This is a genomic window from Acidovorax sp. 59, from assembly GCF_002754175.1.
GTDB lineage: Bacteria > Pseudomonadota > Gammaproteobacteria > Burkholderiales > Burkholderiaceae_C > Acidovorax > Acidovorax delafieldii.
In genome coordinates, this window is sequence record NZ_PEET01000001.1 from 773,649 (window position 1) to 798,439 (window position 24,791).

Genomic DNA, 24,791 nt, shown 5'->3' on the forward strand with positions numbered 1-24,791 from the left:
CGCTATGGACGGCTCAGATTCGTTACAACGCTAGTTTGAGCCTGGGTTCGAAACAGCTTACTTAATCAGTGCCGTTCGTTAGAGTAGGCGCTTGTATGTGAACTGAGGGAGCAGGCTTGAGCACTAGTAGAGAGCGAAGGTTGTCAGGCGCGCGGAAAACGGAGGCTGGTTGAGACAATCAGCGGCGTGCCCACGGGAACTGCGTTACCGCAGAACGAGGCGCTGCGCCTTCGAAATGTTCTCTATAAGTTCGTCGCGATTTTGATGGTTGAGGTCCCGCCAGGCTGGCTGCCCAGGTGCTGTCTTCCATGACTCACGCAATGGGCTGTTGTCGACTGTGTCGTAGCCGAGCCGATCGAACAGTGCCGCCACAAGCTCAACCGCCTCAGGGAAATTGCTGGAGATAGGAAACGCCAAGCGGCGACGCGCACCACGGGGCAGGCCTGCATTGGTGATACGAGGCGCTTGAATGTGTGTGAAGGCCTGAACGATCTTCGACGTCGGAAGATGCTCTTGGCGGAGTTCGTACACAGTCCTTTCACCCGAATCGATCATCGGGTAGTTGCCGTCGCGCCAGCTCATGTAGTTATTAGTATCAAGAACTATCTTGCCCGCTAACTCCCTCACCGGCATGTCGTTTACCAACTTAAGAGGCACAGCAATAACAACGAAGTCACCGGCTTCAGCAGCTTCTGCAGCGGTTGCCGCGCGGGCTGACGGGCCTAGGTTCTGTATGAGTTGTTTCAGGGTCTCAGGCCCGCGTGAGTTCGCTACTACGACGTTGTAGCCAATAGAGATGAGCGCGCGAGCAATATTGCTCCCAACCTCTCCTGCGCCGATGATGCCGACGGTATTCATATAGTTCCTCAAGCGGCCGCGCGGACCAGCTCTTCTGTCCGCGCCCACAACTGAGCCGCCTTGGCTGAATCCAATGCGTATGACCGGACACCATCGGCGAACGGGTTCGCCATGTCGACAACTGTTGCGACCGCGCAGTCCTCAAGGTAACGGCCACCGATTTCGTCTTTGTTTGCTACGACCGCGGCCCAAACCGAGGTTGCAGCCGCCTGTGGGATCTCCTTAAGTTCCGGGGGCGGCAGGCCAGCATCGGCACGAGCTTTCCCCACTGTCGCAAACAGACCTTGGAGAGTTTCTTGCGACAGGTATTGGGGAAGGTTCGTCAATGAGTTGCCTGGCATGACGGAGGCAGCGCGAACGCCGCGGGCGCGATGACGCTTATCAAATTCCACTGCAAACAAAGCATTCGCGGTCTTGGATTGGCTGTATGCAGTCCAAGCGTTATAGGGATGGTCGTCGAAGTTTGGGTCAACAAGATCTACGTCCGCGCCGCGATGGGCTTGCGACGACAGCACGACTAGGCGGCCTCCATCGACCAGCAGAGGCTCGATAGAGTTTACGAATACGAAGTGGCCGATGTGATTGATGCCGAACTGGAGCTCAAAGCCGTCAGCCGTGCGGCCAAGTGGAGGCGCCATCACACCAGCATTCGCGATGATCGCGTCGAACTTCCTGCCGTCCTTAACAAGCTTCTCGGCTGCAACGCGTACGTTGGCTAGTGACGAAAGATCGAGGTCAATTAGTTCCCAGATACCGCCGCCCAGCGCCGCAGCTTGGCGGATCTGAGCGGTTGCTTCTCCAGCTTTCGATGCATCTTTTGCAGTACCAATGACGTTAGCGCCGTGAGTCATCAGCGCGCGAGCGGTTTCGCGACCGATACCAGAAGTCGCACCAGTGACTAGAAAGCTCTTTCCCTGTAGATCAAAACCAGCCAGCACCTCTTCGGCGGTCGTTTTTGCACCAAACATATTCATTTCGTTCATCTTTCAAATAAGCGAGCACGTGCTCATTTCATAACGATCGATATCATAACGAACGAAATGAAATCGATATGGTGTGTGCACTGAGAAGTCCGCACTGGCAGTCGGGGAATGAGTGGTTGGATCTGGTGCACTTTCGAGTGTTGTGATCAGTCGGCCAGCAGGTCTTAGAAATATCTATCGATCTAGGCCCGGTCGTCGCCGACGCATCGGTGCGTCGTCGAACAAGGATTGATCACAGCATGCTAGGAGCAGACAGGTGAACAAGTCGCTGTTCACCTCGGTCAGGCAAGAGTGCTATTCGCCGCCCGACCAACCGCTGCGGCCGATTCGCCAGTGGGTCAACGATGCCCTGGTCGAGATGGGCGCTAGGTTCTCCGCGGTGTACGAGGTTGAGGTCAAGGGCGAGCGGCCCAGCATTGCACCGGAGAAGTTGATGGCGCCATGATGCTGCTGGCTCTGTACAACGTGCACAGCGAGCGGCAGTTGGTTGAACAGATTCATTACAACCTAAGGTTTCGCTGGTTCGTCGGACTGGCCATCGAAGACAGAGTGTGGATTCACTCGGTCTTCAGCAAGAACCGCGACCGGCTCATCGAGCACGATGCCGTCGCCGAATTGTTCAACGCGACGGTGGAGATGGCCGAGCCGCGCGGCCCGCTGTCGGGCGAACACTTCTGCTTGGACGACACGCTGGACCATGCCTGAGCCAGCCACAAGAGCAAGCGACGCAAAGACGGTTCGGACGATGGCCGTCCGCCCGAGGACTGGCTTAGTGAGCTGCGCAGCAACGCCACGCCCGAATCCAAGAGCGACCCTGAATCGCGGCTGTACCGCTAGAGCAATGCCGCACCAGCGTTGCCCAGCTATCTGTGCCACGTTCTGATCGACAACCGTCACGGTCTTTGTGGTCAACGTCAAGGCCAGCACCTCCGAGGGGACGGCCGAACGCACGGTGGCCGCCCAGATGCTGGCCGACGTGGCAGCACCCAACAAGCGCGTGACAGGCGGCGTCGAAAAGGCCTACGACACTAAACGTTCCGTCAAGGCGTGCCGCGACATTCACGTCACGTCACGCCACGCTTGGCGCAGAACACTAAACGTTTGGGAGGCAGCGCCATCGAAGCACGCACCACGCGGCACGCGGGCTACGAACTCAGCCAGCGCAAGAGAAAGCGCGTCAAGCAGTGCTTTGGTTGGGGACGGGGTCGGACGCGATGCGCCAGGTCATGGTCTAAGGTCTGGCCAAGATTGATCAGTTGATGACGTTGACCATGGCCACCTACAACTTCTGGCGCTTGTGCACCTTGGCACAGGTGCCTCGGTAACCCGCCGGAGGAGCGACAAATGCGTCGAAGTTATCCCGTTGTGGCTCCAAGAAGACCGTGCTGGGGACTTCCTGCGGGCCCTCGGACGAGTTCTATCGGCCGCATGACGGCACCGGACCGATCTCCAAGGTCCGCAGGCAAAGTTATCGGTGGTACATCTACGGCCTGTTAGGCTAGCTAAGCGATGAAATGAAGTGACCGTCAGGCAAAGACCAAAAAGTGGCTTTGCGTTCACCCTACGAATGCATCGCGGTGCGAATAACTGCGAGGGATACGAAGTCCGGCTTGCAGTTCATCTACTCAGCGTTCTCGGCGCTTTTTTGCGAAACACCTTGAGCAGGACCTCGTATGCTATTGGTTGCACTGCCTGCAACTGCCGTAGGTACTGCCGATGCCAGCGGCGAAAATGACTACTTCGACGTGCCTGCGCGCCCAGCTCGTATCTTGCGCTCCCCTTTTGGCCAATTGGCAAGCGCTTGGTCTGCAACGGCCGTTAGAACATCCCGGCTGAATCCAGCCTTGGCTTGCACAGCGATGCCGTGGGCCACTGCGCACACGTAGGCTGCAAGAGAATGGGTATCTGTGCTTGGAGGCAAGTCGCCTTCTTCCCGAGCTTGATCAAGCCGCTCTCGAAGCGCCGACTGGCCTTTCACCCGCGCATCGATCAATGCGCGCTGAACTGTCGCGGCTTCGTCTGAGGCCGCCAAGGCCCCGTGGATTCCAAGACAACCGGTATGTTCAGGGTAGCGCGTGTTGAGTTCAACGGTGCCGTGCAAGATGTGGGCTGCAACCTCTCGACTTGTAGGGAGTTCAAAGGCTGCAGGGAAAAAGTCGAGGTAACTACTGTAGTAGAGGTCCAATGCTTTCAAGAAAAGTGCTTCCTTGTTACCAAACGCCGAATAGAGTGCAGGTCGTTCCACGCCCGTTGCTTGGGTCAGATCCTTATACGACGCGCCCTCATATCCCTTGCGCCAGAACACACCAAGCGCTGCATCTAGCGCACAATCCACATCAAACTCGCGATGACGACCCATTACTCACCTGTCTTTCTTCCAGAGCAATGTTTATCATAACGATCATTTTTCTCAAGGGTTAGTATCGTCGCGATGCTTCCAGTCAAGCGCACATGACAAGGTCGTTCTGAAAGTGCATCAACCGTTGTACAACCACCCGCGCGTTGTCCACGGCGAGACAGACGTCTCAGCCAAGAGAATGGGAACCTAAGCGGAACCGGATGCAAGCGCGATGTTCAATGCGAGTGCTGCATGCTCGTGCTCAAGAACGACTCAGCCAATGCTCAAACAAGTTCTAAAGCTGCATTTTTGATCTGAACGGGACACCAGACTAGTACGCGCTGAGACTCGATGCTAGTACACCCGGTCCCTAAGCGACGGTACGTAGCACTTGGTAGTTGGTTGCGTCCACGTATCTAGGGGCAGCTCCCGATCCGTTGCGCACTTTGCCTTCTCGCGGGTTGGGTTCACTAGGTCGAGTGCTTCGCAACGTGCTATCAAACTGCCAACGGTATCGGTGCATAGTTGAATAAATCACCATCTCCACCGCGTCGAGCTGCGCCAATTGTTCGGTAGAGTCTGCTGGCGCTCTCCGGATAGACCCCGGGCTACATGGATGTGTGGACACTCTCCCTACCTAGGCGGAGGGGAGCTGGTTTTTACGAACGCGCGTTTGGTTGTGCCGTCCGATTCTATCGTCTGGAAATTCCAGTTTTAAGTGGGCCGACCGGTGATACATCGATCAACTTACCTTTCGGTTTGTCTACGTGAGTCGGTCCATACGCCACGCCGCGGGCGTGGCACCAGTCAGTTTGCGAAACGTTCGACCAAAGTGAACTGCGTCGGCAAAACCAGTGGCAATGGCAATGTCTTCCAAGCCGTCGTTCGTATTGAGTAAGAGGTTCCTGGCGCTCTCGATGCGTGATTGCAACTGCCACTGGTACGGCGCCAACCCAGTAGAGGCCTTGAAAGCGCGGCTGAAGTGAGATTGCGACAAACCAGCTATTTTTGCGAGCGTCTCGAGCTCCACCTTTTCAGGCATCTTCGACTCTAGATAGCCCAAAGCATCCTTAAGTTGAATGGCTGAAAGTCCGCTCTCGCTTCCTTTGGACTCCTTAGGTCGCTCGAAGAGCCGTGCTGCTATTGCAGCTGTCAACGAATCACCGTACAGCTGTGCTGTCGGGTCCGTGTCGCTAATCGAATCTGTGAGCAATTTGACCAATGTCCAGAGGCGATCGTCGAAGAGTCGCAGGTGAGGTGTATCGACAGGCCCCAATGATTCACAGATGCCCAGTCGGTCTTGAAGCATCGCCACGTCGAAACTGATAGCAGCGCACTTCACGTAGAGAGTGTCTGATGAATGGCCCCACAGCTCATGCCCCGCCGGAGCGAAATACATGTGCTTGGGCTTGTAAGCGATCGGATTGGGCTTGTTTGCGGCAGACCTGGTTTCCGCATGGTCTCGACCGACTTCCTCAAGTAGGGTGCCAAGTCGAGTGGATTCCTCATGGCTGTCCATTTGAAACAAAACCCTTCCCGTGCAAGTGAATTCATTTAGATCCACATTCACGCCATTCCAGTTGCGGCTGGACACCGTCAACATGGCCATGTTTTCAGGTAGTTCAGCGTCGGTTGACGTAGTAGTTTGATAAGCTGGACATGCACTCATGACGCATCTCTCTTCATGGACTGGCGCCTCTATGGAGGGCGGGAAGTTGGATGCGACGGATCTTCCCATTTTTTTTTCGAGACGGTGATCGCAATTTTGCGTTTCTGTGTCGCACTTTTAGGAACACCAAATGGGGATAGAAGATTTGCTAACCTTTGTGGAGGTCGCCGACTCAGGGTGCGTCACATCCGCCGCCGATCGCCTCGGTATTGCCAAGTCTGTAGTGAGCCGCAGGCTAATCAAACTTGAGGCCGAGCTCGGTGTGCAATTGCTTGTGCGAAACACGCGTGGCGCGTTCGTAACAGAAGCTGGCGCCACTTTTCGCCAATACGCCGCTAGGATCTGCGCAGAGATTGATGCTGCAAAAGAATCCATACTTCCCGATGGAGATTTGCGTGGCCGACTGAGGATCGCGGCACCTCTATCGTTTGGCCCGACCCACTTTGCTCCGTTGCTAGCGGAGTTGGCGCTACAACACCCGCAGCTCCAGATCCACACCACTTACAGCGACCGCACTGTGGATCTGGTCGCAGAAGGGTACGACTGCGCGATTCGGGTGGGTCACTTGGCAAGCTCCAACCTTGTCGCTCAACGAGTTGGGTCTGTAAACGGAGGGCTTGTCGCTAGCCCCGCTTACATCATGGCCCATGGCCAGCCTGAATCACTAGATCAACTCACTGATCATGCATTGCTGGTGCAGGGGATGCATCCTTGGCAACTGATGAACGGAGACGAGGTCGTAACAATCAGGCCACAAGGCCGCTTCAGTGCGGACAACGGAATTGCGCTTGTCGCTGCCGCAGTGGCCGGTGCAGGGATAGGCTATTTTCCGTTTGGACTGATGCGCTCTCATTTAGCGTCTGGTGCTCTCGTCACAGTTCTTCCGCAGCACCCCAGCAAGCCCGCAGGAGCTTTCGTCGTTCGCCCTCCAGGCCAACATCCTTCTCGTAATCTTCGAGTGCTCACCCAGATGCTAAGGGACTACTTTGCCAAGTTTCCAGACTTTGACTCTGGTTCGATTCAGCCTTAACGAAAAGGCCCTATCGACCATAGGCGCCAGGAGCTGGTAGACCCGACGGAAGCTTAGTCGTGGTTACCGTTAGGAGTTCGACATCATTGCCCGGGCGTAGACTCGGCTGGCTGCGCTTTATTGGCCGCCCTCCTAAGCAAAAGTGCCTTCCCGGCCATTTTGCCGCCCAACGTCTCGTGAACAAAGCGTTCGGAATCATGAGTCCTTACGGTCTTCATGATTTCGTCCGCTTCATTCTCGTCAGCTCCAGTGGCAAGCACCGCTTCTCGGCCCAGTTGCATAGCGGACTCAAAAGTTTCGCGTATCACGTAGTCAGCACCTAGCGTGTTCAAAGCCACAGCGTGTTCACGGTCATACGCCCGGACCAAGAGCTTCGCTTGGGGAAACGCGACTCGCGCGATTTCCACGATCCGGATGGCTGCGGTCCGATCATTGATGCAAACCATGATGACGCTCGCAGTTTTCGCGCCGGCAGAGTGCAGGATGCTCAGGTAGCTCCCGTCTCCATAAAAAACTTTGAAGCCGTAGCTTTGTGCCTCTCGGATGACGCTTGTGTCGCTGTCAATGACAGTCAGCGATGCCCCGCGCGAAAGAACCCCTTGACTGGCGATTTGTCCCACGCGACCAAATCCGATGATTAGTACTCTTGCCGTCCGTTCAATCGCTGGTTCTTCGGCTTGCCCATTGCGCTGCACTCGTAAGCGGCTGTACAGCTTGTGAGTCATTACCGCTAAGGGCGTAAGAGCCATCGACAAAACTACGATGGCTGTGACGTTGGCGTGGATTGCAGGAGTGATGATGAGTGCTGAAGCCGCGGCCGAGAACAGGACGAAGGCGAACTCGCCACCTTGAGCCATTAGTACAGAGCGTTCAAGCGCTTCTTCGTGCGATGCCTTCGAGATCCGTGCCACTAGATAGATGCAGGCTGCTTTCGTAAGCATGAGTGAAGTGACGCTCGCGACGATAAGTCCCGCATTCTCCCGCACGACAGCTAAGTCAAGCGACATCCCCACCCCGAGAAAAAATAGCCCTAGCAATATTCCGCGGAATGGCTCTATGTCGGCTTCCAGCTGGTGACGGAAAGTCGATTCCGATAAAAGTACGCCGGCGAGGAAGGCTCCTAGTGCCATGGAGAGTCCTCCCATCTGCATCAACAGGGCTGCGCCGAGCACTACAAACAGAGCTGCAGCGGTCATGGCATCTTTAGCATTTGCCTTCGCGAGAGCTTCGAACAAAGGATTCAGAAGCCAGATTCCCGCAGCAACCAAAGCCGCGACTGAGCCGACAGCAGTAGCCAAGGTAATGAGCTTTGCAGGCGCCGAAGCTTCCAACTGAGCTGGCAGTGGTGCGAGAAAAGCGATGAGCGCAAGCAGCGGCACGATGAGGAGATCCTCGAACAGCAAAATCGCGACGATTCGTTGGCCACGAGGTGAAGCTACGTCGCCGCGCTCTGACAACGTTTGCATGACGATTGCGGTGGATGTGAGGACAAACCCCATTGCGCAGATGAATGCAGCAGGCGGGGTAAGACCAAACGTAATGCTAACCAGCGTGAGCAACGCGCCACAGACAGCCATCTGCAGACTACCCAATCCGAAAATGGCTTTGCGGAGACTCCAAAGATGCGACGGTCGCATCTCAAGTCCGACGACGAACAAAAACATTACTACGCCCAGTTCTGCCACGTGGACGATTGCCCCTGCGTCTTTGAACCAACCAATCCCAGAGGGGCCTACCACAAGGCCAGCGCATAGATACGCCAACACGGTCCCTAACCCAAGTCGTTTGAATATCGGTACCGCTATAACCGCAGTACCGAGCAGAAGCACTGCCGGAATGAGGTCGCCCCCGAGGTTTTGATCGGCCATGCTTCATGTTCCTTTTGGATATTGTTTGCTAGAAAGGCTTAGATCCGCGTGCGCATGAGTCGCCCGCTCAGAGTGCGCGAGCTGAGGCTGAGATGCAGAGAGATCAACAGTGACGAATCTGATCCACGCAGAGGTCTACCCGAAATGCGTTCTGCTGAGCCTCAGCAGCGATCTTGTAGCTTTGAATCGGATGCTGGTTCATGACCAGATTGTTGTTTGCAACCGGCGTGTAGGCACTGTCGGAAAGTGCGCTGCATAGTCAGAAAGCACCGGGAAATTCAAATCAACGGAGTGGCAGATGAGGAAATTCAACTGGTCTTGCCAGGATTAGTCAGTGACGGCCTCATTGGCGGAGCGGAAACTTTCCCCCGTCAAAAGCAGGATTCGATGACGGGCCATTCAAAGCCCTGAAATCTACTGATTCACCAGTCGCGAGCTTGCATGGGCGACTGTGAAATTCTTGCTGGCGACTAACACCGCTCAACTCTACCAACCCACCATGAACAGCATCAGACGCCTTCTTATCGCATCGGTCACGGCAACCTGTGGCCTGATGTTCCATCCCATCACTACCGCAACCCCAGCAACTGCGTACGGAAAAAAGATGACCACAAGCCAATACATCACCGCCAACGATGGCACCCAACTCTATTTCAAAGACTGGGGTCCGAAGAACGGACAAGTTGTCGTGTTCAGCCACGGCTGGCCTCTCAACTCGGACAGTTGGGAGTCGCAGATGCAGTTCTTGGCAGAGAAGGGATACAGGGTTATCGCACATGACCGTCGAGGCCATGGCCGCTCCGGCCAGCCTTGGGAAGGCAACACAATGGACCAATACGCTGACGATTTAGATGCTGTTTTGCGCAAGCTCAATGTCAAAGGCGTTGTCTTGGTGGGCTTCTCTACTGGCGGGGGCGAAGTAGCGCGCTACGTCGGGCGTCATGGGACCGCCCGTGTATCCAAGGTTGCGCTCGTCAGCGCAATCACACCTATTATGGGAAGAACCACTACGCACCCTGAAGGCGTTCCAACAGAAGTCTTCGAAAGCCTGCGCAAGGGTTCGCTCGAAAACCGATCGCAGTTGTACAAAGATATCGCTAGTGGACCATTCTTCGGATTCAATCGTCCCGGGGCAAAGGTTTCGACAGGTCTGATCGATAGCTTCTGGACGCAAGGCATGCAGGCCAGCAGTAAAGCGACGTACGACTGCATTAACGCGTTTTTCTATTCAGACTTCCGTGATGACCTAAAGAAGTTCAATATTCCAACCCTGGTCGTTCATGGTACGGATGACCAGATTGTGCCGATCGAAACCACTGGCCGAGCAGTTGCCAAGCTGGTTCCAAATGCGAAGCTTATCGAATACGCTGGCGGCCCACACGGTATCACCGATACGCACAAGGACCAACTGAACAATGACCTGCTCGAATTTGTGAAGAAGTAAAGATGAGCCCGTGGTGCGTAGCGCCCGGGCGTTCTCTTGATAGCACGAAGGCGTAGAAACAATACCGAAGGGCCGACACATGAAGGCTGTGGTCTATAACAACGCGGAAGGGTTGGGTGTCCTGGAGTACAAAGACGTACCGGATCCTTCAGTCAGGTCTGATGATGTGCTGATAGAAGTGGAAGCTATATCCATTGAGAAAGGTGACGTAAGTGACCGCCGTCAAAGCGCTCCGCCTGATCTTTCGTGGACAGTTGGGCTAGCCGCTGCGGGTGTCGTGCGAGCCGTCGGATCCTGCATAGAAAATCGGAAGGTGGGCGACAGAGTCGCCGCATTCGACGTTCAGGGATCACACGCGGAATTGTGGGCCGTGCCTGCAACGCGGACTTGGCTTCTTCCTGACCAGGTTGCTTCAAAAGACGCCGCTGTCATGACAATGTCTTTTGGCACCGCAAATCACTGTCTCTTCGCGAGATGCGGGTTGCTACGCGGAGAGACAGTCTTGATACAGGCGGCCGCCGGCGGGCTAGGGATTGCTGCGGTTCAGCTCGCTGTACTTGCGGGTGCAAACGTATTAGCAGTGGCTAGCGGAGCCCTTAGGTGCAAAATGTTGTACGCGCTAGGGGCCTACCATGTTATCGATAGAACGACGTGTGACGTGGTCAGTGAAGTGTTGCGCGTTACCGGCAACAGGGGGGTCGATGTCGCACTAGACCCAAATGAAACGACGTTGCGTGATTCAATGGCTGTGCTAGCGCCCGAGGGCCGCCTGGTGTTCGTGGGGAGTGCGGGCAGCACAGCCATAGAAGTTGATCTCAGAAGGTCAATGCAAGCCAATCAGACGCTTTTTGGCGTTTCTATGGGAGCAGTGCTTGAGAAGCCGAAGGTTTGGTCAACGGTGGATTCTTTGTTCAAGCAACTTGCCACGCAGCGAATAAAAGTCCTGATTGATAGGACATTCCCACTTTCAGACGCGGCAATTGCACACCGGTACGCGGAGAACACAGCATCGTTTGGTCCTGTCGTCTTGACGCCGTGATCGATGGCCCTGAGAAGGTATTGATCTCCGCAGTGTTATCGGCTTCACATGTGCGGCGTGAAGAGGGTCTCGGCGATGAGAAAAGCAATCACCGGTTTTCGCGTTAACTGGGCTGTGCCACATCAACCGTGAGTGGTTGGGTCGTAGCTTTGGGACTGCTTTGCATCGGCGGGTCGGAATCAACTCCAGAGGACGGCTTCGCAACTCTTTATTTGAGAAATCTGCTGTGAGGCCTTGACAGCTTAGTCCGGATATCTATCGGATCTCATAGGGCACCCCCGCTCAGGTATCGCCGTACGTCCATATTGTCCTGAGGATAGGCTACTGGATTCACAGCTTACGCCTCTGCATCTGGTGCGAATCTTTTTCGGATTCCCTCGTGAAGGTCTGCTCGCGAAGGTTACGCCCATTGTTTGAGACTTGTTGGAGACGACATCTCTGGACTGCCATGCGCAAATGAAATCGGCGATCAGCAGTAATTCTTTTGAACTGCTGCGCGCACGATTGGACAGTGACGGGCTCCGCTCTTCTCGGCAACATACGTCGCATGAAGTATGAGTTTTCGCGAAAGCATCCGAAGCAGCGATCGCTGTCGAACACTTGCTAGATGGATAGGTCTAGGCAGAAGTCGTTTTAACCCATCTCCTCTTTTCTGTGTTACGAGCTTCGGAAGTTTCTCCATCATCAATTCAAAAAGGCGGAGCGGTGTAGGGATATCCCCCAGATACATCGCGACATGCTGTTGGCTTGCAGAGGGAGGCAGCTATGTGCAAAACAGACCGCGCCATCGTCATTGATGCCGCGATAGACAAATGGTGAATTTATGAATGCGATCATTAGCCATCTACCTTCTGCCACCTACCGCACACGTCGCGTAGCCCTCCGAACGAGCGGGATTAGACACGGGAAGGTGACCCGATTGATGAGCCCTGCAGACCTCGGCCAGATGCTGAAGCCTTTTGTATTCCTTGACATGTTTGACGTCGACTTTCACGACGCGCAAGTCAAGTTCCCTATTCATCCCCATTCTGGACTCGCAACCATCACAGTAATCACCGAGGGAAACTTACGATTCGACGATGACGCAGACGGGACTGGATACATCGGCTTTGGCGGTTTTGAGTGGATGCGCGCAGGCAATGGGGTGTGGCACGGCCAAGAGCTCTCAGCAGGCACCACACCGAGAGCAAAAGGCTTTCAGCTATGGATAGCCTTGGCTCCGGAGCTCGAACATGAGTCTGTCGACAGTCAATATGTTGAGGCCGCTTCCGTTCCAACGGTCGGCCCGGCTCATGTGATTCTCGGACGCTATGAGGGGGCCCGGAGCCCGGCACGCGCTCCCCAAGGTGTTACGTACCTACTCGTCAGATTGGCTGCCGGCATGGAGTGGACATTCACTCCTCCGTCGGTTGAATCGCTCGCTTGGATTGCCGTCGCAAACGGCTCCTTGGCCGGTGAGACTCAAGTGAAAACAGGCGAAATGGTCATCTTTGAGGAGTCGAATGAACCAATCAGCTTGCGTGCAAGTTTTGAATCGGACGCGGTGTTTGTGATTGGGTCTGCTAGGCCCCATCCGCATGAACTTTACCTGGGACGATATTCCGTGCACACCTCGTCAGACTCGCTTGCTACGGGTGAGGCCAATATAGCGCGTTTGAGAAAGCTCCTAGTTGATTCAGGTGACCGCCGAGGTCCTGGTGGCTCGATCCCAATCTTCTCAGATTGAGGAAACAGCTTCTGTGGGGAGGCATGTCGCGACCCTCAGCTGCGCATCCGGTCCCATCGCCATTTCATTTAATCGATGAGCAGATTCTGAGTCGCTTTTTTGATCAACCGAGACCGCGAGGGTGGACGATCTGGCTTCCCATGGAGAAGAACCCATTTCGCCGGTCAGTATTGATATCTTCGGAGTTCGATCATGAGTTACGTGTCCTACATTGAACGACTGTTGCGCTATGCCTGCACGACCGCGTTAATTGTGTTGGCGCTACCTGGCTGCTCGACGCTTCCGGCGGAAGGCCCTCGGACTTACAGCACGGCCATGATTGCTGAAAGCCCCGCTACTGCAATGCTCGAGCAGGTGGCGGAGGCGTCGATGCGAGGTGCAGAGCCGGGACAGAGCGGCTTTCGCATGCTGCTAGGCCCCGCGGCTCTCGACTTGCGACTCGAACTCATGCGTAAGGCCGAAAGATCGATAGACATGCAGTACTACCATCTGCACGACGACATAACAGGCCGGCTCGTCATGCGTGAGCTGCGAGATGCCGCAAAGCGCGGCATACGCGTGCGGCTTCTGCTCGACGATCTCTACACCGATGGGCTAGAGCCGCTACTTCACGGACTCGAGTGCGATCGCAACGTTGAGGTGCGACTTTTCAATCCATTTCCCACACGTGGTGGCGTCGGTAAGCGAATTGCAGGTGCACTGTTCGACTTCGCACGGTTAAACCGTCGGATGCACAACAAGATGTTTGTGGTCGACGGGGCCTTGGCAATCGCTGGTGGCCGCAATCTTGGTGACGAGTACTTTCTGCGCAGCTTGCAGTTCAACTTTTTTGATTTCGACGTTCTGATCGCCGGGCCAGTAGTATCTCAAATGGGCAGCCTCTTCGATGAGTACTGGAACTCGCCGCAGGTGCGGACACTTCGCTCGGTCCAGCTTCCAGAACAGACGCAGGAAGTGTTGCGCCAGAATCTAGACATACGGCTTAACGCTACAAAGCGACCCGATCTCAGGCTTGTCTCAAGTGTCGATCGCCAAGGTCGATCAGCGCCGGATACACAACTCGCCGCAGGTCGAGTCGAGATGGTGTACGGCCACGCTCAAGCTTTCGCTGACTCACCGGCCAAGGCTTGGGGCGACACTGAAGTCGCGCGACTTCGAACCGGCGCGCTGCTCGACAACAATCGCCTACTTCTGCGATCAGAATTCCAAAAAGCCCATTCTGAAATCGCAATCGCCTCTCCTTATCTGGTTCCGGACACGATTGCACTGGAGGGGGCGCGCGTCAACATCGCCCGGGGAGTAAAGATCAGCCTGCTAACCAATTCGTTGGCTGCATCAGACGAGCAAGTGGTTCATACCGGCTATCGGCGCTACCGAGATAGGATGCTGCGATCCGGCTTGACGATCTTCGAGCTGCATCCCTCATTGGGTCAGAAAATTCTCATGCCTGGCGAGATCTCTGGAACGCCGTTGCGCCTGCACAGTAAAGCGACCATCATCGACCGGGAGCGACTGTTTATCGGGTCGGCAAACTTCGATCCGAGGTCTGAGGCACTCAACACCGAGTTTGGCATTTTTATCAACAGCCCGGCGCTCGCTGTCGAAGCTTTTGACCTACTGCAGCTTCTTCAGCGTGAGGCGTCGTACCAGGTCGCGCTGAAAGGGCACCGCGAAGATGAGTTGCAGTGGATTCACACGAACTCGGAGCAGCAAACCATCGTGGTTGACAGCGAGCCCGGAGCTGACCCTTGGACGCGATTGCGACTCTTCATCCAGTCGATAGTTATTCCGGAATCACTTCTCTAAGAACGGCGGGGCGGAGGACGGAGTGATAGCGATCTGGGGCGGCGCAGAAATCTACGTCTAACTTAACTCGTCGCTCGCAACATGAGGCTCGGCTGTTCGCCTCATCGAAATCAACGCTAAACCTCTTGAGATTTCCATCGAAGTTGCAGCGCAACTCTTCATCAAAGCGTGCGCAACGTTGAATACGTGCCTATTCAAGCGCGAATGGAGATTCCGGGGCTAGTCCCATTGATCTAGTAATGGGTACATCAGCCCCAGTTGCAAGACGCTGATTTCAATGTCGCGTCACTCTTGCAGCTTCGACACCATGCTACAGAGCTAGGTCCAATGTGACCCCGCAGGACCAGCTTTTTTCAAACCACGTGGATTTTGTTGCGATGGAAAGTACGGGGACAAATATTGAATCGAACTTATTTTTTACATGACCAAGATGAGTTCGATGCATTGAGCGTTCTGAGGGAAATCTGTCTTCTTGTAGTTCATCTCTTTGCAGCGCTTTCAGTCGGTTCACCGCAAACTTCATCAGTGCGTTCCGAGGTCCGATCACGCATAGTTTGCTTGCGCTTATCGAACAAGCGTGGCGTCAAAGAAATGAGCGTCATTTTGGGGTTTGTTAGTTGTTGGATTGGATGACCGAAAGCTGAAGTGCGCTAATTCTGGTGTGCTGATGATGCCGGTGCGTTCGAGCAACAACACGCAAATCTTCAATTCATATCAATCCTTAAGTAATCGGAGAAACCAAGCCATGAACACCACCATCACCATCCCAGTCGCTGTTTTCGCTCTGGCATTCAGTGCCCTGTCGGCAAATGCCCAAACCGTTTCGCGTGAGCAAGTGAAAGCAGAAACAAAGGCTGCCAATGCTGCAGGGAGCATTCCACGAGGAGAGAGCACTAACCAGCAGCCTAAATTGAGCACAGGAAAAACCCGGGCGGACCGCAAAGCCGAAACTGCATCAGCGAAGCAAACTGGTGAGATCGCGCGCGGAGGCGAGGCTCATCCACTCGACGGACGGATTAAGCCAACCGCCAACGGCCGCGACCGTTCGGATGTTAAGGCTGAGACGAAGGCAGCTGTAAAAGCCGGACAGATCCCCTCCGGCGAAAAGAACTAGCCTTGAGCCGTGCAACCGATGCACAGTATTGCAAAAACTGTTTGCTCTGCGGAGGAGTGCGACGTCGTGCCAATTGGTGGCAATGCGCAACCGCGCTCCTTCCTGGGGCAGCTGAGAGTGGGGGTGGTCGCTCTGGCGCTTATATGGGCGTGTCTGGCTGCAAACACCTCAATTGCCGCGCCGGCTGTCTTGACGGTTCGGGGCGAGATCGAAGGCTTACTTTCCGCTCTCCGGAACTCCAAATGTGAGTTTCAACGCAATGGGACTTGGCACTCGGTTGAGGAAGCGAATACGCACTTGATCTATAAGCTGCACCATTTAGAAAAGCGGACAACTCTACGCAGTGCAGAGGAATTCATAGAGATGGTGGGGTCAGTAAGTAGCGTATCGCGACAGCCGTACCTTGTTCGATGCGAAGGAGTTGTGCAGCCCAGCGCCGACTGGTTCTCCGCTCATTTGAAGCATATAAGGGCAGCCTCGGACCACTAGGGACTGCGTGGGTGCTCGCCCATTTCAATACGTAAGTTGAGCCGCGTTGTGCCGCCAAGCGAACGGACTTATTGAAGTTGCGGCTCCGAAATAGCCAACCCAGCACATGGCAACTGAACAGCAGTCGCCCTTCCGCTGAAGTCAAACTAACATACCCAGATACATAAAATGCAACAGATCAGTCATGTGAATGGAGCCCCGGTCGTAGACAACACCAACACGCAAACAGCCGGCCCCCGCGGCCCAGCTCTGTTGCAGGACATTTGGTTGTTAGAGAAGCTTGCTCACTTTGATCGAGAGGTGATACCAGAGCGGCGGATGCATGCTAAGGGTTCTGGTGCCTACGGTCACTTTACAATTACGCACGACATCAGTCGCTTCACGAAGGCGAAACTGTTCGAGAGGATCGGGAAGAAGACTGAGGTCTTTGTTCGGTTTTCAACTGTGGCAGGGGAGCGCGGAGCTGCGGACGCCGAAAGGGATATTCGGGGGTTCGCGGTCAAGTTCTATAGTGAAGAAGGTAACTGGGACTTAGTCGGAAACAACACTCCCGTATTCTTCCTGCGCGACCCTCTACGGTTTCCTGATCTGAACCACGCAGTCAAGCGCGATCCACGAAGCAATCTGCGAAGTGCACAGAACAATTGGGATTTTTGGACGCTGCTTCCAGAGGCGCTTCATCAGATCACCTATGTCATGGGTGATCGCGGACTGCCTGACGGTTATCGGTTCATGCACGGATTTGGCAGCCACACGTTCAGCTTCATAAATGCAGCAAACAAACGCACGTGGGTCAAGTTTCACCTCAAGAGCCTTCAGGGCATCCGAAATCTCAGCGACGAAGAAGCTGAGAATATTGTGGCCAAGGATCGTGAAAGCTCACAGCGCGACCTCATCGCCGCTATCGAACGCGGTGACTATCCGCGTTGGAAGCTCGCCGTTCAACTGATGACAGAAGAACAAGCTAACGAGTGCGAGTTCAATCCCTTTGACCTCACCAAAGTCTGGCCACACAAGAGCTACCCTTTGATTGATGTGGGCGTGTTGGAACTGAATCGAAATCCTGAAAACTACTTTGCGGAGGTAGAGCAGTCGGCATTCTCGCCCGCAAACGTAGTGCCCGGCATCGGGTTCTCTCCTGACAAGATGCTGCAAGGACGTTTGTTTAGTTACGGCGACGCGCAGCGCTACCGGCTGGGTGTGAATGCGCACCAAATCCCTGTCAATGCACCTAAGTGCCCTTTCCACAATTACCACCGTGACGGGGCTATGAGAGTGGACGGCAATCAGGGCAGGGCAATAGGCTACCAACCTAATGGAGCCGGCGAGTGGTCCGACCAGCCGCATTTGAAGGAGCCCCCGCTGGCAACTCGTGGCGACTCTACTAGTTGGGACCATAGAGTCGATGAGGACTACTACTCGCAACCTGGCGCGCTGTTCCGCCTCATGAACATGAGTGAGCAAAGACGCCTGTTTGAGAATACAGCTCGTTCGCTTAACGGTGCTAGCAAAGATGTCCAACTGCGCCATGTTGAGAACTGCAGTCTTGCCGATCCGGCTTACGGGCGCGGAGTTCAGCAGGCGCTGGACCGATTGGCCCGGAATCGGCGCTGAGCTTAAGGTAAGCAGACAGCCCAGGACGCCGAGATAGCCATGCTACGCAGGGAAGTGGCCAAGCTCAAGACGGACCGCGACATCTTGAAAGCGCCCAGGCCTACTTTGCGAAGGAGACGATGTGAAGCTCGGCTTCGTGGTGAAACACCGATGGGCATGGTCGGTCGATCTGATGTGCGAGGCGCTCGGTGTATGGCGAGACGGCTTTTACGCTTGGTTGGCGCGCCCCAGGAGCTGGCGCAGCCTTGATGACGAGAAGCTGGGCGCTCAGATGCACCAGAGCGTCGGGCTCAGCGACAGCACCTATGGCGGCGGGCGAGTGTGGCGCGGTGTACTGGAGCAGGGCCTGCCTTTCGGCCTGAATCGTATCGAGCAGTCTATGCGTGAGCGGGCTCTTCGTGCATGTCCCTGGCGCTGGGGCTCACCCAAGGACCCGGGCGAGCGCAGTGCGATTGCCGACAACTTGCTGTTCCGCCAGTTCCAGGCCGATGCACCGAACCAGATGTAGGTGGCCATGTTCACCTACATCTGGACGGCCGAAGGCTGGTTGTGCGTGGCAGCGGTGCTGGACCTTTACTTGCGTCGCATCGTGGGCTGATCGATTCAAGATAGCATGACCTCGCAGCTCGTGGTCGACGCATTGATGATGGCAGTGTGGCGCCGGGGCAAGCCGGTGGCACTGCTGCATCACTCGGACTAGGGCCCTCGATACACCTGTGCGAACTTCCAGCAACTGCTGCGTGAGCAATGCATCACCTGCAGGATGAGCACAGCCAGCGAGGTCTGGGACAACTCGGCGATGGAGAGCTTCTTCAGTTCAATGAAGACTGAGAGCATCACCACGCGGGTGTACCGCGGCAGGGAACAAGCTCGGGTCGATGTGTTCGACTACATCGAGCGCTTCTACAACCCAAAGCGCCGACATTCGACTCTGGGCTGCCTTAGTCCCGTACAGTTCGAAAAGCTCAAGAAGCTTAGGTCGGTGTCAGCGAAACCGGCAGCAGCCCACCCCTCATCCCATAGTTCCCCAAGCCAACGTGGTTGGTTTCCCGCGACGATACACCACGTCTCGCCGAAGCTAAGCCTTGTCGGGGCATGGGTCCGTCTAGATGCGATGCCGATATGACTTGCATATGACACTGCAGGCTGAGCAGCTGGGTCGATCAGGATCTATCAAACCGGGGCGCGTGATATCCCTCCATCGCGATTCTGCAAATGGCGTTTACGAAACGCAGCGGCTTGTTCGCAGAACAGGTCTGCGAGGCGGGGCCACTGAGGTTCGTTGAGACCACTTTGAGGCTGCTGCGTTGATGAATAAAGGTTGATCAGCCGACAGTTGCTATTTCACATGACTGTCCAGAAACGCACGTATGACCGGGGCAATTTGGTTGCCATGGGTTTCGAGGGCTAGGTGGCCAGTATCGTAAAAGCGCACATCTGCATTCGGTATGTCACGCTTCCAGGCGTTTGCTCCCGCGGGCAGGAAGAATGGATCGCGCTCACCCCAGACTGCGAGCAGTGGAGGTTGGTGCATACGGAAGTACGATTGAAACTCGGGGTACTTGGCGACGTTGTTTGCGTAGTCTAGGAGTAGATCTAGTTGTACTTCCGCGTTTCCTGGCCGAGACACCAGCCAACTCTCCAACGCAATGGCATCTGGCGCGACCAGGCTTGAATCCCGGACACCCTCAAGGTACTGCCATTTGATTGAAGCCGGCGTAGGGAAATCCTTCAGTGCCTCGCGGTTGGCTTTCGTCGGCTCATTCCAGTACCTTTGAATCGGGACCCATCCCTCGCCCAATCCCTCTTCATACGCATTTCCGTTCTGGGAAATGATTGCACTCACTCGGGAAGGATTGGCCAATGCCATGCGCCAACCTACGGGTGCACCATAGTCAAATACCTGCATCGCATACCGCTCCAGGCTGAGCTGATCCGTGAATTTGGTCAAAGTCTCTGCGAGTTGGTCGAACGTGTATTCGTACTTTCCGCGTGGGGGTGCTTCGGTAAAGCCAAACCCGGGCAAGTCCGGCGCAATGACGTGATATTTGTCTGCGAGTTGCGGGATAAGGTTTCGGTACATAAACGAAGATGTCGCATAGCCGTGCAGTAAAAGCACTGTCGGTGCATTGCGATTGCCTGCTTCTCGGTAAAACAACTTGACGTCGCCCACCTGCTCAAACCGGTGGTGTACCTGCAGGTTGGAGAGTTGAGCGTTGGTAGGCGATGCCGCTGGGTCCATATTGACTGCGGCAGACAGACGAATTGAAGACATAAGAATCCTTGTAACCGGTTTTTGTGATTCGGTAGGTTACGTGAAATCATGGTAACCTGTCAATAAAATTGTTTAGGTTACAATGCCTTCATGAACGAAAGCCGTTTAATTGCAGCCCGTCCCTTGTTCGTGGGCGATCACGTCGCGCTCGACTTCGTCAACACGCAGTACGGGGCGGGAGCCATCTCTAGCGAATGCTTCGTAGACGACATCAGCGTCATGGCTTGGCTTCGACTGGCAAAGGTTGTGTCCGAAGATGTTCCGGTGGCGCCTGAGGGGTTGTTCGAGCTTGCGGTGGAGCTGCGAGCTTGCGCGAAATTGCTGTTGAACGCAGGCAACTCAGACCTGGAAGCTGCTCTTGGTGTCGTGAATCGCGTTTTGGACGAGGGGCGCCCAACCAGAAAGCTTGAGTGGGACACTGGTAGAAGGTCGTTCACAGCGCTTTCCACGCGCCGGAGCGATGCCGCTGGTTTGCTTGAGCCGATCGCCCAAGCGCTCGTGGAGATTTTGACAGTCGTGCCGCCGGAGTCAGTGCGCTGCTGCGAGGCCGATGACTGCACACTGCTGTTCTACGACTCAACAAAATCGCGTCGTCGACGCTGGTGCAGCATGGCCGGGTGCGGTAACCGTATGAAGGTAGCCGCGTTTCGATCTCGACAGAAGGAGTCTTAGCTCGGAGGCTCTCTCAAGTGGTGCTATCACCGAAAAGGTCAACGGGTCGTATGCAGCTTCGCCTGTTCGAATGGAGTCGGCAGCAGCGTTAACGACGGCTTTTGATCAAACCCCCGGTAAAGGGAGTGCGGACGTTTAGGTGCGTTTACGTAGTGGAGTAGTGGCACGGCGCCACTCGTGCTGAGCGTAAGCTGACCTGCTACGACTAGGGAAACGGCGGCCTAGGGGGAGGTCGTTTGATACCCCGCCGGTGCAAAACGTATACAATACATATATGTTTTGTATATGTGGTGTACCCCATGGGCATAGTCAAAATCTCCGATGAGATGCATGAAAATTTGCGGATTGCTAGCGCAGCGCTGAGCCGGTCCATCAACTCCCAAGCTGAGCACTGGATGCGCATTGGCATGCTGGCTGAGATGTATCCCGAGCTCGACCACAGCGAAATCAGCCAGATGCTGGTGCGGGCCGAGTTAGCAGGCGGGCTGGACCTAGCACTGGCTGTTCAAGGCGCGCTAGGGAGCAAGCCCGCTACAGCGGCCTCCAACGCACGTGTTAGAAAGGAGTCGCACTGATGGCCTGCGCTGAACGTGGGGTCACGATCCGCTCGGCCGAAGAATTGGCAATGGCGCGAGAGGCGGCGCAACTTGCTGCCCAAGTACTGGCCATGATCGAACAGCATGTGGTGCCAGGTGTGACCACCGACGCGCTAGACCGCCTATGCCACGAGCATATCGTGAACGTACAGAGGGCGAGGCCTGCCAACGTAGGCTATTTGGGCTATCCCAAGACAGTGTTGACTTCGGTGAATCATGTTGTCTGCCATGGGATCCCGTCGGCTCAGCAGGTTCTTAAGAATGGCGACATCGTAAACATAGACGTTGCAGTTGAGAAGGACGGTTGGTATGGCGACACTAGCCGAATGTTCTGCGTCGGTACGCCCAGTGTTTTGGCCAAGCGCCTGGTGCGGACGACTTATGAGGCGCTTTGCGCGGGCATTCGCGAAGTTAGGCCTGGCGCAACCCTGGGCGATGTAGGCTACGCCATTGCCACCGTAGCGCAGCGAGAAAACTTCAGTGTCGTGCGCGAGTATTGCGGCCATGGCATCGGGACCATGTACCACGATGAGCCCCAGGTGCTGCATTACGGACAGCGCGGCCAAGGACTTCGACTTGAGGCAGGCATGGTCTTCACCATTGAGCCAATGCTGAATGCAGGCCGGCGTGACACCAAGGAGTTGGCTGATGGTTGGACGGTGGTAACCAAAGACCGATCACTCTCTGCTCAGTGGGAACATATGGTTGCCGTGACCGAAGGCGGTTTTGAAGTGCTGACAGCTTGGCCGGGGGGCACAGGCACGTACGCGCCGATTTGAGAAAATCCTGAACAACTGGGTGCAAGAGCGGTTTTCGCCCGTTGTTCCAGTTCACGATGTGAATGCGGTCCTGCGTTGTCAGTGCCTTGGTGTTTTCGATTCGACTGGGGCGGTGGCGCACTGGACCTTTGAGAAATTAATATTCACGCCCAGCGGCCAGCTCCGGGCTGGTTTGACTTCGATGCCTCGGTGGTGAACCGCAGGCTGATCGAGCAGCTTGCGACGCTGCAGCTCACCGAGGCCGCGCACAACGCCGTGCCGGTGGGCGGGCCTGGCACGGGCAAGAACCATCTGGCCACGGCGCTGGGCGTCTCGGGCATAACGCGAATGGCCAAGCGCGTACGCTTTTACTCGATGGTGAACCCCTGGTCAATGCGCTAGAGCAGCAGAAGGCTCAGGGCAAGGCAGCACGCATTGCCAGTGCCTTGCTGCGCATGGACCTGGTGATTCTGGACAATTGGGGCTATCTGCCGTTCAGCCAGGCTGGCGGCGCGTTGCTGTTCCATCTGCTGTCCGCGCTGTATGAGCACACCAGCGTCGTGATCACCGCCAACCTAGACTTCGCCGAGTGGTCCACGGTGTTCGGCAACCCTAAGCTGACCACCAGCCTTGCTGGATCGGCTCACACACCACTGCCACATCGTGGAGACTGGCAACCAGAGCCATCGCTTTCTGCACAGCAGCGCTACGGCCAAGAAACGGATCAGGGCCCGCGAACAGGCCTGCAAGGGCAGCGGCAAGAACGATTCAAACGACTCGATCGACTGACGCAGGTGCGTCATGACCTGGGCGCTGCAGGCTTCGCCCTGCGCGTGCTATGTATGCAATCACAAGAGCCAACAGGAGGGTACAAAATAAGGAGCGTCATGCACTTATCCATAGCCGACCATCACAGCATCGGCTACGCCCCTGGCTCACGATTCAATCGGCGCAGTGGCTCAGTTTTGCTTCGGCGCGGACAAAGCTGGGCGTTACCTATCAGTCTAAACCTGTGACCCTCACAAGCGGGTTCTCTGATGTAAGTTCTAGAGCCAGTTTGCCGGAGACGAATTCCGCCCAAGCATTCATAACTTCTCGCCGTTGTTCCAGCAAATCGGTGCGATGGTAGGCAGCCTCAACTTTGTCTTTGATAGTGTGGGCCAAGGACCGCTCAGCCAGGTCACGTGAGTAGCTCATCTCGCTGCACCAATCCCGAAAGCTGGACCGAAACCCATGCGTTGTAGCGACTCTTCCTGGGGTGTCGCTCTGTGCCTTCAATTTTCGAAGAAGTGAAGTGAGAGCCATATCTGAGAGCTCGACTTGATCTCGACTCGACGGAAAAACAAGGCGCTCATGTTGGCCCTTCTGCCCTTCAATTAACGTCAACGCACGTATTGATAGCGGGATGCGATGGGGCAGCTTTGCTTTCATACGCTCCGCAGGAATTGTCCAGACTTTACTTTTTTGATCGACCTCGCTCCAAGTCATTCCACGCGCCTCTCCTGAGCGACAGGCCGTCAAGATCACAAATTCAAGCATAGTGCGTGTGACCTCTGGCCGAGTGCCTTGCCGGAGATGTTCCTTCACAAATTTCGGAATCTCTCGCCAGGGCATGGCGGGATGATGCTGCGTCCGCAGTGCTTTGCCTGGCTGTTGGGCGAGCAGGTGCCCAACTACATCCACAGGGTTTGATTGGCAGTATCCATGGGCCCAGCCCCACGCAATCACTGCATGGATCCGTTGTTTGACCCTACTGGCTGTTTCTGCCTTTGTGAGCCAGATAGGTTTCAGCACCTCCGCAACGTCCCCCGGTTGGATCTCTTGCAGAAACTTTGCCCCAAGCCTTGGGAAGACGTACTCCTCCAGGGTGTTGATCCATTGCTTGCCATGCTTGGGGTTCTTCCAGCCAGGAAGAAGATCGCTGTGCAGATTCAGTGCGGCCTCTTTGAAAGTGGGGATCTTTGGCTCGTCTTCCAGCTTAGCCTTTTCTTCGAGAGGGTCCTTACCCTCCGCCAGCCCAATGCGCATTGCGGTCGCACGCTTGCCTACTTCAGAAATACTGATCTCTGGATAAGTGCCAAGACCAGCATTTCGACGTTTGCCCGACACGGGGCTGACGAATCGCATGACCCACTTGCCGTGGCCCTTCGTGTTGGAAGGGTGCAGCGCCAAACCAGTGATGCTGCCGTGGGGGATGGCTGTGTCAGTGGGTTTGATGTTCCTAGCTTTGGTATCGGTAATGGTGGCCATTGGAGTTGCGTTTCGGTGTGCCATCCAGTATGCCATTTGGTATGCCATCTATCAATTGCTATGGTTGGCTCTTGTTGAGTCACTTTGGGCAATTTGATATATAAAACAATAACTTAACAGCGATTTTTCGTCGTCATTAGACATCTTTGATGCCGAACAAGGCAGACACCCTCTCCGCCAGCATCAAGGCCCTGTAGCTATCTAATCAATAGCACGGGGCCTTTTTCTTTGGGTCCGTTGGAACAATTCAGGCGGCTCGCTG

18 protein-coding genes and 3 pseudogenes are annotated in these 24,791 nt (G+C 55.4%); 14 read left to right on the forward strand and 7 right to left on the reverse strand.

Annotated elements, in window-relative coordinates; translation table 11 throughout:
* Positions 1-204: 204 nt before the first annotated feature.
* Together CLU87_RS03555 and CLU87_RS03560 are read right to left on the reverse strand one after the other, a co-directional pair.
* Positions 205-858 (reverse strand): NADPH-dependent F420 reductase, encoded by a 654-nt coding sequence (locus CLU87_RS03555; protein ID WP_099729543.1) that lies wholly within the window; start codon positions 856-858, stop codon positions 205-207.
* A gap of 8 nt (positions 859-866) precedes the next feature.
* Complete coding sequence (locus tag CLU87_RS03560; protein WP_099732022.1) at positions 867-1,832, reverse strand: SDR family NAD(P)-dependent oxidoreductase; 966 nt, start codon at positions 1,830-1,832, stop codon at positions 867-869.
* A gap of 265 nt (positions 1,833-2,097) precedes the next feature.
* On the opposite strand from CLU87_RS03560, the pseudogene CLU87_RS03565 reads away from it, so the two are divergent.
* Positions 2,098-3,166, forward strand: a pseudogene (locus CLU87_RS03565) (IS5 family transposase).
* A gap of 410 nt (positions 3,167-3,576) precedes the next feature.
* On the opposite strand, the gene CLU87_RS03570 reads toward CLU87_RS03565, so the two are convergent.
* Both CLU87_RS03570 and CLU87_RS03575 read right to left on the reverse strand, forming a co-directional pair.
* Positions 3,577-4,200, reverse strand: a complete 624-nt coding sequence (locus CLU87_RS03570) for a TetR/AcrR family transcriptional regulator (RefSeq protein WP_099729544.1) — start codon at positions 4,198-4,200, stop codon at positions 3,577-3,579.
* Between the two features lie 742 nt (positions 4,201-4,942).
* Positions 4,943-5,848 carry a helix-turn-helix domain-containing protein gene (locus CLU87_RS03575; protein WP_082608039.1) on the reverse strand — a complete coding sequence of 302 codons (906 nt, stop codon included), beginning with the start codon at positions 5,846-5,848 and terminating at the stop codon, positions 4,943-4,945.
* A gap of 130 nt (positions 5,849-5,978) precedes the next feature.
* Between CLU87_RS03575 and CLU87_RS03580 the strand changes: the two genes are divergently transcribed.
* Positions 5,979-6,878 (forward strand): LysR family transcriptional regulator, encoded by a 900-nt coding sequence (locus tag CLU87_RS03580; RefSeq protein WP_099729545.1) that lies wholly within the window; start codon positions 5,979-5,981, stop codon positions 6,876-6,878.
* 83 nt (positions 6,879-6,961) lie between these two features.
* Here the strand turns inward: CLU87_RS03580 and CLU87_RS03585 are convergent, their stop codons facing one another.
* Positions 6,962-8,746 (reverse strand): monovalent cation:proton antiporter-2 (CPA2) family protein, encoded by a 1,785-nt coding sequence (locus CLU87_RS03585; RefSeq protein WP_099729546.1) that lies wholly within the window; start codon positions 8,744-8,746, stop codon positions 6,962-6,964.
* Between the two features lie 499 nt (positions 8,747-9,245).
* Between CLU87_RS03585 and CLU87_RS03590 the strand changes: the two genes are divergently transcribed.
* The 8 genes and pseudogenes from CLU87_RS03590 to CLU87_RS23440 form a co-directional block, all read left to right on the forward strand.
* On the forward strand, positions 9,246-10,190 hold the full coding sequence (locus CLU87_RS03590; protein WP_099732023.1) for an alpha/beta fold hydrolase: 945 nt from the start codon (positions 9,246-9,248) through the stop codon (positions 10,188-10,190).
* Between the two features lie 79 nt (positions 10,191-10,269).
* Positions 10,270-11,229: a zinc-binding dehydrogenase gene (locus tag CLU87_RS03595; RefSeq protein WP_099729547.1), complete on the forward strand. Its 960-nt coding sequence runs from the start codon at positions 10,270-10,272 to the stop codon at positions 11,227-11,229.
* A 922-nt stretch (positions 11,230-12,151) separates the two neighbouring features.
* Positions 12,152-12,955, forward strand: coding sequence for a pirin family protein (locus tag CLU87_RS03600; protein ID WP_233193701.1), 804 nt, complete (start codon positions 12,152-12,154; stop codon positions 12,953-12,955).
* Between the two features lie 192 nt (positions 12,956-13,147).
* Entirely contained in the window at positions 13,148-14,761 is a 1,614-nt protein-coding gene (locus CLU87_RS03605; RefSeq protein WP_099729549.1) for a phospholipase D family protein, read from the forward strand.
* Positions 14,762-15,506: 745 nt separating this feature from the next.
* Entirely contained in the window at positions 15,507-15,875 is a 369-nt protein-coding gene (locus CLU87_RS03610) for a DUF4148 domain-containing protein (RefSeq protein ID WP_158236063.1), read from the forward strand.
* Positions 15,876-15,893: 18 nt separating this feature from the next.
* A complete protein-coding gene (locus tag CLU87_RS03615; protein WP_158236064.1) occupies positions 15,894-16,364 on the forward strand; it encodes a DUF5329 family protein in 471 nt (156 codons plus the stop codon).
* 168 nt (positions 16,365-16,532) lie between these two features.
* On the forward strand, positions 16,533-17,978 hold the full coding sequence (locus CLU87_RS03620) for a catalase (RefSeq protein ID WP_199170789.1): 1,446 nt from the start codon (positions 16,533-16,535) through the stop codon (positions 17,976-17,978).
* Between the two features lie 6 nt (positions 17,979-17,984).
* Positions 17,985-18,954 (forward strand): annotated as a pseudogene (locus tag CLU87_RS23440) (IS3 family transposase); the annotation flags it as partial.
* Between the two features lie 363 nt (positions 18,955-19,317).
* Here CLU87_RS23440 and CLU87_RS03635 read toward each other — a convergent pair.
* Positions 19,318-20,220, reverse strand: a complete 903-nt coding sequence (locus tag CLU87_RS03635; protein WP_199170873.1) for an alpha/beta fold hydrolase — start codon at positions 20,218-20,220, stop codon at positions 19,318-19,320.
* Positions 20,221-20,343: 123 nt separating this feature from the next.
* Here CLU87_RS03635 and CLU87_RS03640 point away from each other — a divergent pair, with 123 nt between their 5' ends.
* The 4 genes and pseudogenes from CLU87_RS03640 to CLU87_RS03655 all read left to right on the forward strand — a co-directional run.
* On the forward strand, positions 20,344-20,925 hold the full coding sequence (locus tag CLU87_RS03640; protein WP_099729555.1) for an ABATE domain-containing protein: 582 nt from the start codon (positions 20,344-20,346) through the stop codon (positions 20,923-20,925).
* 299 nt (positions 20,926-21,224) lie between these two features.
* The gene (locus tag CLU87_RS03645; RefSeq protein ID WP_099732025.1) at positions 21,225-21,500 is read left to right on the forward strand and encodes a ParD-like family protein; all 276 of its coding nucleotides are present in this window, start codon (positions 21,225-21,227) and stop codon (positions 21,498-21,500) included.
* On the forward strand, positions 21,500-22,300 hold the full coding sequence (map, locus tag CLU87_RS03650) for a type I methionyl aminopeptidase (protein WP_099729556.1): 801 nt from the start codon (positions 21,500-21,502) through the stop codon (positions 22,298-22,300). Before CLU87_RS03645 ends, map begins: the two co-directional genes overlap by 1 nt.
* 171 nt (positions 22,301-22,471) lie before the next feature.
* Positions 22,472-23,068 (forward strand): annotated as a pseudogene (locus CLU87_RS03655) (ATP-binding protein); the annotation flags it as partial.
* A gap of 210 nt (positions 23,069-23,278) precedes the next feature.
* Here CLU87_RS03655 and CLU87_RS03660 read toward each other — a convergent pair.
* Positions 23,279-24,529: a site-specific integrase gene (locus CLU87_RS03660; protein WP_099729557.1), complete on the reverse strand. Its 1,251-nt coding sequence runs from the start codon at positions 24,527-24,529 to the stop codon at positions 23,279-23,281.
* Positions 24,530-24,791: the final 262 nt, after the last annotated feature.